This is a genomic window from Nocardia sp. NPDC050412 (assembly GCF_044458825.1).
GTDB lineage: Bacteria > Actinomycetota > Actinomycetes > Mycobacteriales > Mycobacteriaceae > Nocardia.
This window is the reverse complement of the sequence record NZ_JBITIJ010000008.1, coordinates 1-16102: the sequence shown is the minus strand read 5'-3', so window position 1 is coordinate 16102 and position 16102 is coordinate 1. Positions and strand designations below refer to the sequence as shown.

At 67.1% G+C, this 16102-nt stretch carries 14 protein-coding genes; 10 read left to right on the top strand and 4 right to left on the bottom strand.

Features of this window, described 5'->3' with window-relative positions; translation table 11 throughout:
* Nucleotides 1-93 precede the first annotated feature (93 nt).
* Entirely contained in the window at nt 94-1356 is a 1263-nt protein-coding gene (locus tag ACIBI6_RS22815) for an acetate kinase (RefSeq protein WP_396957636.1), read from the top strand.
* A 272-nt stretch (nt 1357-1628) separates the two neighbouring features.
* Here ACIBI6_RS22815 and ACIBI6_RS22810 read toward each other — a convergent pair whose 3' ends face one another.
* From ACIBI6_RS22810 to ACIBI6_RS22800, 3 genes are read right to left on the bottom strand one after another with little or no spacing between them, the layout of a single operon-like run.
* Nucleotides 1629-4163: a serine/threonine-protein kinase PknG gene (locus tag ACIBI6_RS22810; RefSeq protein ID WP_364359379.1), complete on the bottom strand. Its 2535-nt coding sequence runs from the start codon at nt 4161-4163 to the stop codon at nt 1629-1631.
* A gap of 5 nt (nt 4164-4168) precedes the next feature.
* On the bottom strand, nt 4169-5146 hold the full coding sequence (locus ACIBI6_RS22805) for a glutamate ABC transporter substrate-binding protein (RefSeq protein ID WP_364359376.1): 978 nt from the start codon (nt 5144-5146) through the stop codon (nt 4169-4171).
* Nucleotides 5143-6522 carry a hypothetical protein gene (locus tag ACIBI6_RS22800; RefSeq protein WP_364359373.1) on the bottom strand — a complete coding sequence of 460 codons (1380 nt, stop codon included), beginning with the start codon at nt 6520-6522 and terminating at the stop codon, nt 5143-5145. The genes ACIBI6_RS22805 and ACIBI6_RS22800 overlap by 4 nt, the downstream gene beginning before the upstream one ends.
* A gap of 114 nt (nt 6523-6636) precedes the next feature.
* Between ACIBI6_RS22800 and ACIBI6_RS22795 the strand changes: the two genes are divergently transcribed.
* Nucleotides 6637-7344 (top strand): NUDIX hydrolase, encoded by a 708-nt coding sequence (locus ACIBI6_RS22795; protein WP_396957633.1) that lies wholly within the window; start codon nt 6637-6639, stop codon nt 7342-7344.
* Nucleotides 7345-7615: 271 nt separating this feature from the next.
* Here ACIBI6_RS22795 and thiE read toward each other — a convergent pair whose 3' ends face one another.
* A complete protein-coding gene (gene thiE, locus ACIBI6_RS22790; RefSeq protein ID WP_364359368.1) occupies nt 7616-8323 on the bottom strand; it encodes a thiamine phosphate synthase in 708 nt (235 codons plus the stop codon).
* Between the two features lie 66 nt (nt 8324-8389).
* On the opposite strand from thiE, the gene thiO reads away from it, so the two are divergent.
* The 8 genes from thiO (at nt 8390) to ACIBI6_RS22750 (ending at nt 15995) form a co-directional block, all read left to right on the top strand.
* Complete coding sequence (gene thiO / locus ACIBI6_RS22785) at nt 8390-9487, top strand: glycine oxidase ThiO (RefSeq protein WP_396957631.1); 1098 nt, start codon at nt 8390-8392, stop codon at nt 9485-9487.
* Nucleotides 9484-9696: a sulfur carrier protein ThiS gene (gene thiS / locus ACIBI6_RS22780; RefSeq protein WP_364359362.1), complete on the top strand. Its 213-nt coding sequence runs from the start codon at nt 9484-9486 to the stop codon at nt 9694-9696. Before thiO ends, thiS begins: the two co-directional genes overlap by 4 nt.
* 4 nt (nt 9697-9700) lie before the next feature.
* Nucleotides 9701-10462: a thiazole synthase gene (locus ACIBI6_RS22775; protein WP_364359418.1), complete on the top strand. Its 762-nt coding sequence runs from the start codon at nt 9701-9703 to the stop codon at nt 10460-10462.
* Nucleotides 10463-10910: 448 nt separating this feature from the next.
* Complete coding sequence (locus tag ACIBI6_RS22770; RefSeq protein WP_364359359.1) at nt 10911-12071, top strand: helix-turn-helix transcriptional regulator; 1161 nt, start codon at nt 10911-10913, stop codon at nt 12069-12071.
* A gap of 198 nt (nt 12072-12269) precedes the next feature.
* Nucleotides 12270-12581, top strand: coding sequence for a hypothetical protein (locus ACIBI6_RS22765; protein ID WP_396957629.1), 312 nt, complete (start codon nt 12270-12272; stop codon nt 12579-12581).
* A 355-nt stretch (nt 12582-12936) separates the two neighbouring features.
* Nucleotides 12937-13944: an ATP-binding cassette domain-containing protein gene (locus ACIBI6_RS22760; RefSeq protein ID WP_364359353.1), complete on the top strand. Its 1008-nt coding sequence runs from the start codon at nt 12937-12939 to the stop codon at nt 13942-13944.
* Nucleotides 13944-14702: an ABC transporter permease gene (locus ACIBI6_RS22755; RefSeq protein ID WP_364359350.1), complete on the top strand. Its 759-nt coding sequence runs from the start codon at nt 13944-13946 to the stop codon at nt 14700-14702. The genes ACIBI6_RS22760 and ACIBI6_RS22755 overlap by 1 nt, the downstream gene beginning before the upstream one ends.
* A 528-nt stretch (nt 14703-15230) precedes the next feature.
* A complete protein-coding gene (locus ACIBI6_RS22750; protein ID WP_364359415.1) occupies nt 15231-15995 on the top strand; it encodes an adenylate/guanylate cyclase domain-containing protein in 765 nt (254 codons plus the stop codon).
* Nucleotides 15996-16102 lie beyond the last annotated feature (107 nt).

The window sequence follows — 16102 nt, the reverse complement described above, 5'->3', positions numbered from 1 at the left end:
CGGTCGTTCGATGCGGAGACCATGGCTTCCCACACTGGCGGCGACTGTGATTGCTGAACGAGTGCGGGGAACGCACGAAACGCAGGAGGTGTGATGAACGCGGCATCGCGGAGCGATTCGACAAGCGGCGGTGGTCAGGCGACTGGTGGGCGCGATGATCTGGTGTTGGTGATCAATTCCGGCTCGTCGTCGATCAAATACCAACTGCTGGACCCGGAGTCGGGTGTGGTCGCCGCCTCCGGCATGGTCGATCGGATCGGTGAGGAGCAGGCCGGGATCGAGCATCAGGTCGATGGCCGAACCATCGAACATCGCCAGCCGATCGCCGATCACACGGCGGGGCTGCGGCTGGTCTTCGATGTGTTCGCCGAATCCGGCCACGATCTGGCCACCGCCGATGTGCGCGCGGTCGGGCACCGCGTTGTGCACGGCGGCGAGGTGTTCTATCGGCCGACGCTCATCGATGATGCCGTGGTCGCGACCATATCCGACCTGTCTTCGCTTGCGCCGCTGCACAATCCGGCGAATGTCGCGGGCATCGAGAGTGCGCGCGAACTGCTGCCCGGGGTAGCGCAGGTGGCGGTCTTCGATACCGCGTTCTTCCATGGCCTGCCCGAAGCCGCCAAGACCTACGCCATCGACGCGAAACTCGCTGCCGCGCAGGGCATCCGGAAGTACGGCTTCCACGGCACGTCGCACGAGTACGTTTCCGGTCGCGTCGCCGCGCTGCTCGATCGAGATCCCGCCGACCTGAACCAGGTCATCTTCCACCTCGGCAACGGCGCATCGGCATCTGCCATCCGCGGCGGACACCCGATCGACACCACCATGGGCTTCACCCCGCTGGAGGGGCTGGTGATGGGCACCAGGGGCGGCGATCTCGATCCGGGGATCATCGCGCATCTGGTCCGTGCGGCCCACCTGGATGTCGACCAGATCGATGAAATGCTGAACCGTAATGCCGGACTCAAGGGCCTGTCCGGCGTCAACGACTTCCGTGAGCTGCAGCGGCTGATCGAGGTGGGTGACGTCGCGGCCCGCCTGGCCTATGACGTGTACATCCACCGCCTGCGCCGCTATCTCGGCGCCTACCTGATCGAGCTCGGTGGCGTCGATGCCATCACCTTCACCGCGGGCGTCGGCGAGAACAGCCCGCAGGTCCGCGCCGACGCACTCGCCGGACTGTCCCGTTTCGGCATCGCAGTCGATCCGGACCGCAATTTCGCCAAGGATCGCGCCGCCCGGCATATCTCCGCGCCGGGCGCAGAGGTCGCCGTGCTGGTCGTGCCGACCAATGAGGAACTGGCGATCGCGCGGGCCGCACTACAAGTTGTCGCAGCTCAGCGGGCTGATTGAGCGGGCCTAGAAAACCTCACGGAATCCTCACAGTCGCTGCGGCAGTATTGGTGTCGGATCAGATTCGCGCCGGACGCCGAAACCGGGGCGGAACCTCCGCCGCTATCGGGACCGCGATGCCCTCGCCACTCCCGATGCGCCCGCCCCGGCTGCCCCCGGGGCGGGCCGGAATCGCGCGGAACCCGGGGATGATCGGTGTGCCGACTGCTCCGCGAATCTGGATCCGAGCCCGGCCGGAGTTCCCTCCCGGCCGGGTTTGCTTTGTTCCCCGCCTAGATCCAGGTCTTGGCTCGAATGGAGTTCGCCAGGTCTACCAGGGCGTAGCGGTGGTTGCGGCCCGGGGCGCTGCGGGCCAACGCACGCAGCCCGGCCTCGGTGCCCGCGCGCAGCTCGCGCTCGGTGAACGGCGCGCCGAAGAGGGTGGCGTCGTCGCTCGCGGGCGTATTGCCCGATTGCAGCCAGGTCAGCGCGGCACCGAGGACGAGCACGCGCATCTGGATCGCGCGGCTCTCCCCGCTGGGCAGGCCGGCCACGCGCGAAGCTGAAAGGTGCAGGGTGGATTCGGGGAGTTCGGCGATCGGGGCGGCGGTGAGCAACAGCCACACCGCGGTCATCCGGGCTGTTGTGTAGTGCCGGGAGGCGGCGGGCACCTCGTCGAGCGCGCGCACGGCCTCCTCGACCTGACCCGCCGCGGACGACTGCCTGGCCAGGCCGAAGGCGGCGCTCACCACGGCACGGTCGGTGCGCCAGACGGTGGCATAGAACTTCTCGGCATAGGCTCGCCATTGTTCGTGGTCAACCGAATCCCAATGCTGCAGAACGAGTTCCGCGGTCGCGCCGAGCGCGAGCTTGGGGGCGATCTCGCCGGGCAGCACCCGCAGCACCGCATCGAAGCTGTTATAGGCCTGCTCGTAATCCAGCTCCAGCAGCTGAGCGTGGCCCAGGTACCAGTCGATGCGCCAATCGTGATCGCTGGGCAGCCGCGACAGCATATGCAGCACCGCCGCCGATTCACCGAGTTCGAGTCGAAGCTTGGCCTCGGCCAGCGTCAGCTCCAGATCCAATGTCTCCTGGGGCTTTTCGGGATCGGCTACGGCACGCTCATGTGCCTCCTGCAATGCCGCAAGCGCGTCGTTCGGTTCCGGATGTGCCACGGCTGCGAGCACCGGCACCGATGCGTCCGTCGGATCGATGAGCGGAACCGGAAGTGCCGCAGCCACTTCGTCGGCGCGCAGCAGGTTGCTTCTGGCGATGCCGTCGGCATAGGCATCGGTTTGGCTGATCAACTCCTCGGTGCCGAAGCTGGCGCGCTGTGGACTGAAAACTGTGGACAGCTGTGGATGTTCGGCACCGGTGTTCATGGCGAGGATCTCGCGCAGTACCCCGGCCAGCTGCGCGGACATGACGCGCGCGGAGGGGAAGCGGCGCTCGGGATCGGGATCGGTCGCACACAGCAGCAGGCGGTGGAAGAACTCGTAGCGTTCGAGCACCGGATGGTCGCCGGGGTCGGGAATGCCGTCGAGATACCGTCCCTGTTCCATCGGCATACTGAGCGTCAGCACGGCCAGCGTCCGCCCGACCGTGTAGATGTCCGACGCCACCGTCGGTCCGGTCCTGGCGATCTCGGGCGCCTGAAAACCTCTGGTGCCGTAAAGGTTTCCGTAGGCATCGAGGGTGGTGACGGCACCGAGGTCGATGAGTTCGACCTGGTCCTCGGTGACCATGATGTTGTCGGGTTTGAGGTCGTTGTAGGCCAACCCGATCGAATGCAGATATTCCAGCGCGGGCAGGATCTCCAGCAGATATGCGATCGCCTCGGGGACCGGCATCCGCTGCGGCCGCGGGTAGGTGTCGAGGATATCGCGCAGTGAGCGACCGCCGACGTACTCCATGACGATGTAGCCGATCGACTCGCCGTCCGGGCCGGTGTGCTCGACGAAGTTGTGGATCTTGACGATGCTGGGATGTGCTACCTCGGCGAGGAATTGGCGTTCGGCGACGGCCACCGCTTGGGCCTCGGTATCGCCCGCGTGCAGCAGGCCCTTCAAAACCACCCAGCGGTCGCTGACATTGCGGTCGATCGCGAGGTAGATCCAGCCGAGCCCGCCGTGCGCGATACAGCCCTGGACTTCGTACTGGTTCGAAACCAGATCGCCCTCGTGCAGCGACGGGCGGAAATCGTATGGCGCACCGCAGGTTTCGCAGGTGCCAGCGGTCATCGCGGGGCGGGTCGCGGTGGCGCGCCCGACCGGGTTGCCGCAGCGCCAACAGAAGCGCCTGCCCTCGGAGACAACGGGTTCGGCGAGCACCGCGGTGCGTGGATCGGCGGGCGGGATATTCGGGATCGTGACCAGTCCGGCACCGAGTTTGCGCGTCGTCGGTCGCGAGCGCGCGGTGCGCACGCTGCGGCCCGAGGTGCGCATGGTTGCGGCGGAGGTCGGCTCCGGGGCATTCCATGCGCCGACGGTGAATTCGGCGGCCATATGGTCACGGCGAACGGTTTCGCCGGAGGGGGGTCGGCGGCGGATGGTCTCGGGGGAGGCGCGGTGGTCACGGATCGTCTCGGCGGAGGCGGGCTGGTGCCGAACCGTTTCACCGGAAGCGGCACTGGCACCCTCGGCCGCCCCGGTATGCGGGGTTTCGGCCTCGGGTCCGGTGCTCGGTGACCACCTGATCGTTTCGATGGCCGCGGAGCCGGATTCGGCTTGTTCGAAGAACGCGGTCGCCCTGGTGCTTTCTCCGGATTCCTCGGTGAATTCCTGCGGCTCGTTCTCGGTCGAATCGGCGGCATCGTGCGGTGATGTCATCGCCGTCAGTCCTGATAGGTCGGGACGGGCGCGGGTGGGACCGGGCCCAGTGCGATGAGGTATTGCTGGTAAAGCCGGGCCCAGGTGCCGTCGTTGCGGATGCGCTCCAGCGTGCCGTTGACGAAGCGGACCAGATCGTCGTTGCCCTTGGGAATTCCGATGCCGTAGGGCTCGACGCTGATGCTGGGGCCGACCAATTCGGTGTAGGACGAGTCCTGCGTGGCCAGACCCGCGAGGATCGCGTCGTCGGTGCTGATCGCGTCGACTTGACGCTGCTGCAGCACGACCAAACAGTCGGCCCAGGTCGGCACGGTGAGGATGGTCGCGCCCGGCTGCTCGCGGCGCATGTGGTCCAGCGAGGTGGTGCCGGAGACGATGCACACCCGCTTACCGGCCAAATCGGCCAGACTTCGGATACCGGAATTCTTCACCGCGAGCACACGCTGATTCGCGTGCAGATAGACGGTCGAGAAGGTGACCCTTTGCCGCCGTTCGCAGTTGATCGTCATCGTCTTGGCGACGATATCGACGACGTGATTCTGCAGCGCGCTCTCGCGCTCCGCGGACCCGAGACTGCGGTACTCGATCTGATCCGGACTACCGAGCAGATCCCGGGCGACCTCCCTCGCGATATCGGCATCGAACCCGACAATCGTGCCGCTGACCGGATCCCGGAAGCTGAAAAGGTTACTGCCGGTATCCAATCCGACCACCAGCCGACCGCGGGCGCGAATCGCATCGATGGTCGGTCCGTGGGCGGCCGCACCCGCCCCGGTAGGCCGCAGACTCGCGGTCGGATCGCCGCACTGCTCGTCGCGTTCCGGTGGAATCGGTGAATCCGTGGATATCGAAACGGCGTTGGCGGGCAGCGGTGGTTCGGTGTATTTGGTGGTCTTGGTATCGATCGTGTCCGAGCCCGCCGCGCACCCGGCGAGCAGGGTGGTTGCGGCGAGCGCGGCGAGCAGTCCGCGCACGCGGTTCATCGGTACTCCCGAAGTCGCGGCCACATACCGAGGCCGACATAGGCCGCGGCGAGTATTCCGAGCACCATCGCGCCCGGCGCCAGGAAGTTCAGTGACCGGGCCGCGCCGGAGATGTTGTCGCGCAACGTATCGCGCGTCGCATCCAGGCCCAGTCCCAGTGCCCGGTCCAGCGATTCCACCTGTGCCGCGGCATCCGCTGAGCCCGGTCCGGTCGCCACTGTCGCCGCCCCGACGAAATCACCGCGGGCGAGGGTGTCGTTCATGCGCTGATGGGCCGCTCGCCAACGGGTGAGTGCCGCACGGGCTTTCGTGATCTCATCGGCCGCGGGTGCGTCGGACGGATAGCCGCTGAGCAGTTCGTCGAGCCGGGTGACGCTGGACTCGTAGGTGCGGTCGTAGTCGCCGGTGGCGTCGCGGCGCACCAGCTTCAGCGTCTCCGCCGAACGCGCCTGCTGGGTCAGGATGCGGCTCTCGGTCAAACGGGAACTCGGTACCGCGCCGTCATCGCGGCCACCGATCATCTCCGCGGCCGATACGGATCCGGCGATCAGCGTCCACGCCAACAGGATCAGCACCCCGGCCGAGGCGAGCAGCAGTCCCGGATTGAGTACGCGGTGCCAGCGCTTCGCCAGATCGAACTGCGCCCATATCAGCGCTGCGAGCGCCAGGATCAGCATGCCGATCGCGGACCACGGCGGCTGCACGTGATGCCGCTGGGCCGCGCTCACGGCATCGGAGCGGTGGCTCTGCAGTTGTGCGGCCATCGGCAGCAAGACGGTCTGCATCTGATTCGATGCCTCGCTCAAGTACGCGGCGCCGACCGGGTACCCGTTGCGATTGTTCGCACGGGCGGTTTCGACCAGACCAGAGTAGACCGGCAGGCCGGTGGCGATGCCCGTGCGCAGCCGGGTGTCCGGATCGTCATCGGTGGCCTGTCCGGCCGCGTGACCTGATTGCGTCACCAATTCCGCCGATGCCTCGCCCAATGCCTGGCTGTAGCGGTCGCGCACGGTCTCCGGTTCCAGACCGCCCGCGATGAACGCGGTACTCGCCGCGGCATCGGCGATGGACAGCGAGGTGTAGAGGTGATGGGAGGAGTTCGCGTCCGGCTCGGTGTCGTCGAGCAGGATGTCCAGTGACTGCTGCCGATCGCTCACCGTCGCGGCGGTCATCACGCCCGCGGCCAGACACAGGCCGATGAGCAGCAGACCGATGGCGATCAGCCGACCCGGGGTCGATAGCGCGAACGATCGTAGGTTGGCCGGGTCCAGATGGGCACGTAGCCCGGCCTCACGCGGCACGTCCAGCCGCTCGGGCCCGACATCGGCCGTGACCGACGGCGGCCGCGGGGCCGTCGTCGAATCGAGCGCTGCCATCTCCACCTCCCCGGTTGGTGCGCACATGTGCTCCTGCTGGGAGCTTATTGTGGTCTTACCGGCGCCGTGGCGTGTGAAACAACCGCGCGACGGCTAGATGAGGATGGTAACCAGATGCGTGGTGACGGTGACGGTTGGTCACGCGGCCCGGACGGATTGCGGCATTGGGGCCGCTTCGGGGCGGCCGGACTGCTACTGCGCGCGCCGCTCGCCGGCGGCGTTTCGGCGGTGTTGTTGCAGCACCGCGCGCCGTGGAGTCATCAGGGCGGCACTTGGGCGCTGCCCGGCGGCGCTCGTGACAGCCACGAGACCCCCGTGCACGCCGCGGTCCGCGAGGCATGGGAGGAAGCGGGTATCGATCCCGCCGATGTTCGGGTGCGGGGAGAGCGAATCACCGCGACGGCATTGAGCGGCTGGACTTACACGACCGTGGTGGCCGATGCGGTGATGACGCTGCCGACCAGCCGCAACCGGGAGAGCAGTGCGTTGGCCTGGGTTCCCGAGGACGAGGTCGACAGCCATCCGCTGCACCCCGGCTTCGCCGTTTCCTGGCCTGCGCTGCGGGCGGCCCCGGCGCGCGTCTGCCTCGACGATATCGACGTGGACGACGCCAATACCGTCGCGGCCGCGCTGCCTCGCACCGTTGACCTCGCCGATCAAGGCTTCGTCTGGTTGCACTCCGATCCCGAAGGACCTGGTGCCTACGCCCGCATAGTCGATGCGGATATGGTTTCGACGGATGCCTTGCGGCCGGATGCGAATTCGACGATCGCCCCGACCGATTCGATCTTGGCGCTTACCCGAGTCCAGGTGCTGTCCTGAAGATGGGGGTACGAAAGCCCCACCTCTCCGCAGCGCTGAAATGCGGCAATACAACTTCGAGTCGTGCTGGGCAGGTCGCCTCGAGTTCGTGATCGGCAGGCCCCAGGGCGAGGGGCGGTGCTTCGGTTTCGCACTCGGCAGGCCGTGGCTGTGCTGACCGACCAATGTCACCTCGGGTTCCCGCGCGCCGAGTCGCCGCCGACCTAGGCGTTTTGCTGCAGAGCTGGCTGGAGTTGTCGCGCCGCTGCGTGCGGGTAGCGCTGGGTGAGATCTAGCCGAGCCGAGCGTTTTGCAGAAGTGCGGTCTTCAGCTGCCGTGCCGCTGCCTCCGGATCGTGCGCCTCGGTAATCGCGCGAACCACGACAACGCGCTGCGCTCCCGCCGCCAACACCTCGGGTAGTCGCTCGGCATCGATGCCGCCGATCGCGAACCACGGCCGGGTGGGGTGGGCGTCGGCGGTGGAGCGCACCAGCTCCAAGCCTGCCGCCTGACGTCCCGGCTTCGTCGGCGTCGCCCACACCGGTCCGGTGCAGAAGTAGTCGATGTGGTCATCGATCGCGGCGAGCCCGGCTTGCGCCCGGTTGGTGGTGGAGCGCCCGATCACCACATCGGGGCCGAGAATGCGTCGGGCATACCACGGCGGTAGATCGTTCTGTCCGAGGTGCAGCACATCGGCTCCGGCGGCGAATGCGATATCGGCGCGGTCGTTCACCGCGATCAGTGCGCCGTGCCTGCGGGCCGCGGCCTTCAATTCGGCGAGTGCGCCGATTTCGGACTTGGCCTCGAGCGGGCCGAACTTCGCCTCACCGGGGGAACCCTTATCCCTGAGCTGAATGATGTCGACACCGCCCGCGAACGCGGCCTCGGCGAACTTGGCCAGGTCGCCCTTCTCCCTGCGTGCGTCCGTGCACAGATACAGCCGGGCGGTAGCCAAACGCTCCCTGGGCGGTAGGGACCGGAACTGGTGGGAGGGTTGCACGTGCTCGACCGTAGTCGCGCTACCGTGGGGATGCGAATAGCGTGAGTAGTAGGGCAGGTGGATCTGATGCGGACTCTGGCCGTCGTCGGTGGCGGCGCCATCGGACTCGCCGCCGCCTGGCGGGCGGCCGAGGCGGGCTGGTCGGTCACCGTATTCGATCCCGCCGTCGGGTCCGGCGCCTCCTGGGTTGCCGGAGGGATGCTCGCACCAATGTCCGAGGGCTGGCCGGGGGAGGATCTGGTCCTGGAATTCGGCGCGGCCTCGCTGGCCCGCTGGCCCGAGTTCGCCGCGCGACTCGAATCGACGACCGGTGTATCGGTATTCGTCGCCGATGAAACCCTGACCGTCGCGCTGGATGGCGCGGATGCCGCCGATCTGCGCGCGGTGGCCGAATGGGTCGGTGCTCGAGGCCATGAGCTCGAAGTGCTCGACCGAGCCGGTGTGCGCGCGCTCGAACCCGCGTTGGCACGCACCGTGCGCGCCGGTCTGCGCGCCCCCGCCGAACCCGCTATCGATAATCGCCGACTCCTGGACGCGCTCCAAAAGGCTTGCAGGAAAGCAGGAGTCGAGGTGCGTGCTGAAACGGTCGAAAGAGTGGACGCACTGTCGCACGACCAAATAGTGCTCGCCGCGGGCGCGGCATCGTCGGGGCTGTGGTCCGAACTCCAGGTCCGCCCCGTGAAGGGCGAAATCCTGCGCCTGCGCCATCGTCCGGGCGCGACACCGCCGCCACAGCGCGTGATTCGCGCGCGGGTACACGGCAGGCAGGTCTACCTGGTGCCCCGCGCGGACGGAATCGTCGTCGGCGCAACACAGTACGAGGCGGGTTTCGACACGACGGTGACCGTCGCCGGAGTCCGCGACCTGATCGCCGACGCCGAGGCGATACTGCCCGGTATCGGCGAATACGAATTGGCCGAGGCCAGCGCAGGATCCAGGCCGGGCACCCCCGACAACCTGCCCTTGATCGGGCGGCTCACCGACCGGCTCGTGGCCGCCACAGGTCACGGCCGCAACGGCATGCTCGCGGTACCGCTCACCGTCGACGCGGTGCTGAGCCTGCTCGACGGCGCACCGCTCCCTGATGCGAAAGCCGCCGACCCTCAACGTTTTTCGACGGCGCACTCGCCGTCGCCGGCAATATCTGCAGGAGGAGTTCGATGACCTCGGTCCCCATCGGTGTCACGGTGAACGGGCAGGACCACGAATTCGACCGATCCCTCACGGTGCGTGAACTTCTCGACCAGCTCGGGCTGCCGTCGCAGGGCGTCGCGCTCGCGGTGGACGGTGCGGTTTTCCCGAAGTCCCGCTGGGACGAGCCGGTCGGGCGCGGCTGGGAGATCGAAGTGCTGACGGCGGTCCAGGGTGGCTGAAGCACTGGACACCCCTGACGCACTGGAGATCGCGGGCAAGCGGTTCGGCTCTCGCCTCATCATGGGCACCGGCGGCGCCGAGAATCTGGCCGTGCTGGAGGAGGCGCTGATCGCCTCGGGCACCGAGCTGACCACCGTCGCCATGCGCCGGGTCGACGCCGTCGGCGGCACCGGCGTGCTCGACCTGCTCAAACGCCTCGAGATCACGCCGCTGCCCAATACCGCGGGTTGTCGCACCGCCGCCGAGGCCGTGCTCACCGCGCAACTGGCCGCCGAGGCACTCGACACCAACTGGGTCAAACTCGAGGTGATCGCCGACGAGCGCACCCTGCTGCCGGATCCGATCGAATTACTCACCGCCGCAGAGCAATTGGTCGACGCCGGATTCATCGTGCTGCCGTACACCACCGACGACCCGATCCTGGCCCGCCGACTGGAGGATGCCGGCTGCGCCGCCGTCATGCCACTCGGCGCCCCGATCGGCACCGGACTCGGCATCGGCAATCCACACAATATCGAGATGATCGTGGCCGCCGCGGGCGTCCCGATCATCCTCGATGCGGGCATCGGCACCGCGAGCGACGCCGCACTGGCCATGGAACTCGGATGCTCAGCAGTCCTGCTCGCCACCGCCGTCACCCGCGCCCAGCAGCCGGCCCTCATGGCGGCTGCGATGCGCAATGCGGTCACCGCCGGTCACCTGGCGCGCCACGCAGGCCGCATCCCCAAACGCTTCTGGGCCCAAGCCTCCTCACCGGCCCGCTGAGCCGGGACCACCCGCCGCTGACGCGTGCCTGCGGCCGATAGCACCGTCCGGCGCAGCGATTCGCGTGCCACGCATGTTATTTCGCGCGAATTCGTGCGTGGCGCGCGAATCAATGCGCGGCAGCAGCCGGAGGCGTGACGGGCGGGTGCGCATGGCCGTCGCGCTGGGGTGGCTGGTGACTGGGGTGGTTGGGCCGAAACGGGGGGCACCCGAAAAGTGGCGGCGGCTGTGCGCAATGGGGTCACCTTCGGTCACCTGGCGCGTCGGGCAGGCCGGAGCACCAAAACCCTTTTGGGCCGAGGCGTCGTCACCGGTGCGCTGAGTCTGCGGTGACGCCGTCGCCTGTGGTTCGGTGCTCGTGCCGGTATTCGCAGGTCGGGTGCGTGAAGCGGCGCCACAAGCGGCGCAAACTCGTACGGGCGCATGCACATCCCCGTAGGCTCGGATCATGGGCGCGGATCTCGGTGAACGCCTGCAATCGGTTCGGAAGCGGCGCGGACTGACACAGCGGCAGCTTGCACAGGCTTCGGGTATCTCGGTGTCGCTGGTCCGCAAGATCGAGCAGGGTGAGCGCGACGACACCCGGATCGAGACCCTGCGCCGGATGGCCGTCGCACTGGAGTGCCCGGTGTCGGTGTTGCTCGGCCCGAACCCAGGGGCACCGGAGGGTGGCGGTGGCAATCTTTGGCTGCCGACCCGTACGGCAATCCTGTCGCCGAGCTCTGGGCAGGACGGCGGGGTAGTGGCCGATCGTGCAATGGAGGAAGCCCTCACCGGAGCCGTGAAGCTGTACCACGACAACGAATACGAGCGGCTCGCCGCCGTATTGCCTCGGCTGATCGAGGACGGCTACGCCGGGTCTCCACTCATGCGGTCGCGGATTCTGCAACTTGCCGGTTCGGTGCTGGTCCAGACCCGCCAGCTGCAGCCGGCACGGGTGGCGCTCGAGCGCTCGCTGGCCGAAGCTGAGGCGACCGGCAATGTGCTCGACGCGGCGTCGGCTGTGGTGACCCTGTGCTGGTTGCTGCTGGTCGAGCGGCAGTTCGAAAAGGTTCGCAAGCTGGCAACGCAATGGGCCGATCGGGTTGAGCCGCGACTGTCGGTGGCCACCACGCAGGAGATTTCTACCTGGGGTTGGTTGCTGTTGCGCGCGTCTGCCGCGGCCATCCGGGACAACCGGTCCGACGAGGCTGACGACATGATGCGGCTCGCCCAGGCCGGAGCGGTCGCGGTCCGCCGCCAACCGGGCGGCTACCACCAGTATTGGACAACTTTCGACCCGGCGACGGTCGCGATGAAACGGGTGGAGAACGCGGTCGTGGACGATCGCCCGGACCTGGCGCTCCGACTTGCCCGCAACGTACCGGCGGGTCTGCGGCCGACGTCGGACAACCGAAATCGGCATCTGTTGGACGTCGCGCACGCGCATATCGAGTTGCGTCGCTACGACGCGGCGTTCGAAACCCTGTTCCGCTTGTCTCACGAAGCCCGGCCGTGGCTGATCGAGCAGCGGATGGCTCGGGATCTGGTCGGCAGAATCATCGCCCGGCGGCGCACACTGACCAATGAAATGCGCGAGCTGGCCGATCTGGTCTGTCTGGAATACTAAGCGCGCCAATACCTTTCGACTGCCCGCAGGGCTCTGGGCGCGTGACTTCGTTGTGGCACTTCAGCAATGTCGCTCGGCAAAGTGCCATTGAGTGCCATAGGTCCCCAGTGTGACGCTCGAGGTAGCACGCGCCGCCGGGTCGATGCCTTCGGCACCTCGGCGGCGGGTGCCCACCACGCCAACGAGGGGGTACATGCGATGCGAGAAGAGCCGACCGCATTGGGATGGGTCGACCTCGATATCAGTACGGCGGAGGACTGGGATGCGGCGCAGGTGCGGCGGCTGGCGCAGCGGCTCGGGTATGCGCTGATCTGGCCGGAGGTTTCGCCTCTTCCGCTTGTCGACCAGGTGCGCTGTGCTGATGTCGATGCGGTGATAACACCGTCGCTCGAACACCTGAATGTGCTTGCGGTGAACGCGATCATGAGTGTGGCCGATGTGGAGATCGTGCTGCCACGACTTTCGTTCCATCGTTGGGCGGCGGTCGCGCCTGCCGGGCAGCTGTGGTGAGCGGTACGGTTGCGTTCGGGTTGGCCATGGCGGTTGGGTTGCCGCTGGCGGTGCTTGTCGGCGCGGTTTGCTGGCCGCCCCATGGCCACGATGACGAGGAGGACGAGTAGACAAGGCCCCCGGTCGACTACGGCATGGTGCTGGCTCCGGACCCAACGATGGGTTTGCGGCGCACGGTCGCCGCTCACGTCCGATGCGGGCGGCTCCGAGCCCCGGCTCGTTAACGGGTAGATGGTTCAGGGTGATTCCCTGATGCGGCCCGGGGGCCGATGGGATCGTTCGTCATCCTCGAGGATGATTGAAATCGGCACCATTTAATGACGCGCATGGCAGCGCAATGAGGAAAGCTGGCACCATGATCGAGCTGAGGGGCCTGACCAAGCATTTCGGGCAGACCGTCGCGGTTCAAGATCTCTCCTTCACCGTTCGACCCGGACAGGTGACGGGCTTTCTTGGACCGAACGGCGCCGGTAAATCCACCACCATGCGGATGATCCTCGGCCTGGACAAGCCCACCGCGGGCACCGCGTTGATCCAGGGCAAGCCGTATCACGAGCTGGACCATCCGCTGCGTGCCGTCGGTGCGCTGCTGGATGCCAAGTGGGTGCATCCGAACCGTTCGGCCCGCGCGCATCTGCAGTGGATGGCCGCTTCCAATGGCATCGCTATGTCTCGGGTGGACGAGGTGCTGCGGCTGGTCGGCCTGTCCGAGGTGGCGGGCAAGAATGCCGGTGGCTACTCCCTCGGCATGTCGCAGCGGCTAGGCCTGGCCGGGGCACTGCTCGGCGATCCGCCGGTGCTGCTGTTCGACGAGCCGGTGAACGGCCTGGATCCCGAGGGCATCCTCTGGATCCGCCGGTTCATGCAGCGGCTCGCGGCCGAGGGGCGCACGGTGCTGGTCTCCAGCCATCTGCTTTCTGAAATGGCCCAGACCGCAGAGCATTTGGTCGTCATCGGGCGCGGTCAGCTGATTTCCGATTCGACCACCCAGGAATTCATCGAACGCGCCTCGGAACAGTCGGTGCGCGTGCGCAGTCCGCAGCTCGAGCAGTTGCGCAGTCTGCTCACCTCCAATGGCATGACCGTCCGCGAGGACGGCACGGGCCAGGACGGCGCCGCATTGGTCGTGGCCGGGGTGACCAGTGACACGGTCGGCAAACTGGCTGGTTCGAACGACATCACGCTGTACGAATTGGCGCCGCAGCGGGCCTCGCTGGAGGAGGCATTCATGCGGATGACCGGCGGCGCGGTGCAGTACCACGCCGAAGGCTTCGACCCGGTGGGAGCGTCAGGCCCGGAGGCGGCGGCTCGCGTAACCCCGCAGGGCCCCGCGCCCTACACAGCGATGGGAGGTGCGCTCTGATGGGCGTGCTGGCAGCGGAACGTATCAAGCTCACCTCGACGAGGTCGCCGTGGTGGTGCACGGCGATCGTGGTGGTGCTCGCACTCGGCCTGGCCGCGCTGTTCGCGGCGGTGGCCCGCTCGTCATCGGGCCAGGAGAACGCGCTCGATCTCACCGTGTCCACGGCGGTCGGCGGGATCAGCGGATTCGGCGTCATGGTCCTGATGATCATGGCCACCTTGACCGTGACCAGCGAATACCGCTTCGGCATCATCCGGACCACCTTCCAGGCGACACCGCATCGCGCCAAGGTGATCGCCACCAAGGCGGGGCTGGTCGGCGTGTACGGCGCGGTGCTCACGATTGTGCTGGCCTTCGCCGCCTACGCGATCGCCAAGGCAATCGGTGGTGGTGCGGCCGACAATCTGACGCTCTCCGGCGGTGATGCCTGGCGCGAGATCTACGGCATTCCGATTTATACGTTCCTCGGCGTGATCCTCGCGGTCGGCATCGGTGTGCTGGTCCGACAATCGGCCGCAGCGATTTCCCTGATCGTGCTCTGGCCGCTGCTGATCGAGCCGCTGCTCGGCGCCTTCGGCAGCTTCGGACGCAATGTGCAGCCGTTCCTGCCCTTCGCGAATGCGAGCCACTTCTACAGCGCGTCGGAATCGACGGCGAACTGGCACTGGGGGCCGTGGGGCGGTCTGCTCTACTTCGCGGTTTTCGTGGCAATTGTCTTTGGCGGTGCACTGGTTATGGTCAACCAACGCGATGCATGATTGAACTACCCGAGTTGCCCTCCCTCGCCGCTCGGGTGACGGGTGCCGACCTTGTCGGGAGGTCCGACGCCCCGCGCACCGTCTGCCACTGCCCGGTGGACGATGTGTCATCGGCCCGGTGTGTGAATCCCCTTCCACACCGGGCCGGTGTATGTATTCGGGACAATCCGGGCGGCATGTGAACATCCCGGAAACTATGCCCGGCACCGCTTCCGTCCAGAATCAGCCCTGGCTACGCTCGGGGTTCAGCAACCAGTGAGTTATCCATTGGCGGACCCGTCGAAGTGCCCGCTCAGTCTGATCGAGGGGGCGCAGGTGGCGATAATAAGTAACCCGCCGACGGTTGGTCGGCTGAGATACGCTCGGGGCGTGACCGAAACACCTTCCGGCGGTGCTGAGCCGGGGATGGAGCCGGAGGACAACGGGGGCGGCTCGTCCGAGGTGACCATACCGTTGGTGCCCGCCGACGAGGACCGATCCGCTCGTCGTCCCGGCTCGGGAATTCGACGCGGACAGTTCTCCGCCTTGATGAATGCCGCGAACCAGCGGCCCGACATCATCGGTGTGCTACGCAAGGCGCGCGAACAACTGCCAGGTGACCCGTCTTTCGGTGACCCGCTTTCGGTTTCGGGTCCCGGCGGCGCCCGCGCGGTGGCGCGCGCGGCGGATAAGTTGGTCGGCGATACGCCGAGCGCGGCCCGGGAAATCGGGTTCGGCGCACTGCAGGTCTGGCAGGCGATGTTGGAGCGCGTCGGCCGCGGCCGAGGTAGCGAAGAAATAACTGTGATGTTCACCGATTTGGTGGCGTTCTCCAGTTGGTCGCTCTCTGCAGGCGATGAGGCGACCCTCGAATTGTTGCGCGGGGTAGCCAAAGCCATCGAACCGCCGATCGCCGATCGCGGCGGTCAGGTGGTCAAGCGAATGGGCGACGGCGTGATGGCCGTGTTCACCTCGGCCGATCGCGCGGTGCGCGCTGCGGTACAGGCGAAACGGAATCTGGCCGACGTCAGTGTGCGCGGTTATCGCCCGCAGATGCGGATCGGACTGCACACCGGCTCGCCGCGCGAGATCGGCGGCGACTGGCTCGGTGTGGATGTGACGATTGCCGCTCGGGTGATGGAGGCCGGAGGCAATGGCAACACCATGCTTTCGCATGCGACGTTGCAGTCCCTCGCGCCGGAGACACTCGAAGAACTCGGGTACTCGGTCAAGCCGTACAGGCGCAGTTTCTTCGCCGCACCGTTGAGTGGGGTGCCGGAGGATTTGCGGATCTTCCGCCTGAGCTCTGTCTGATGGCAGCGCCTTCGGCGCGGCGTGTTCGCGGCCCCCTGGTGTCTCGCGTCCGAGCCGTCGAGACTCGCGCCTGCGGCGCATGCGCTTCGACGGCTCGGACGCGAGAC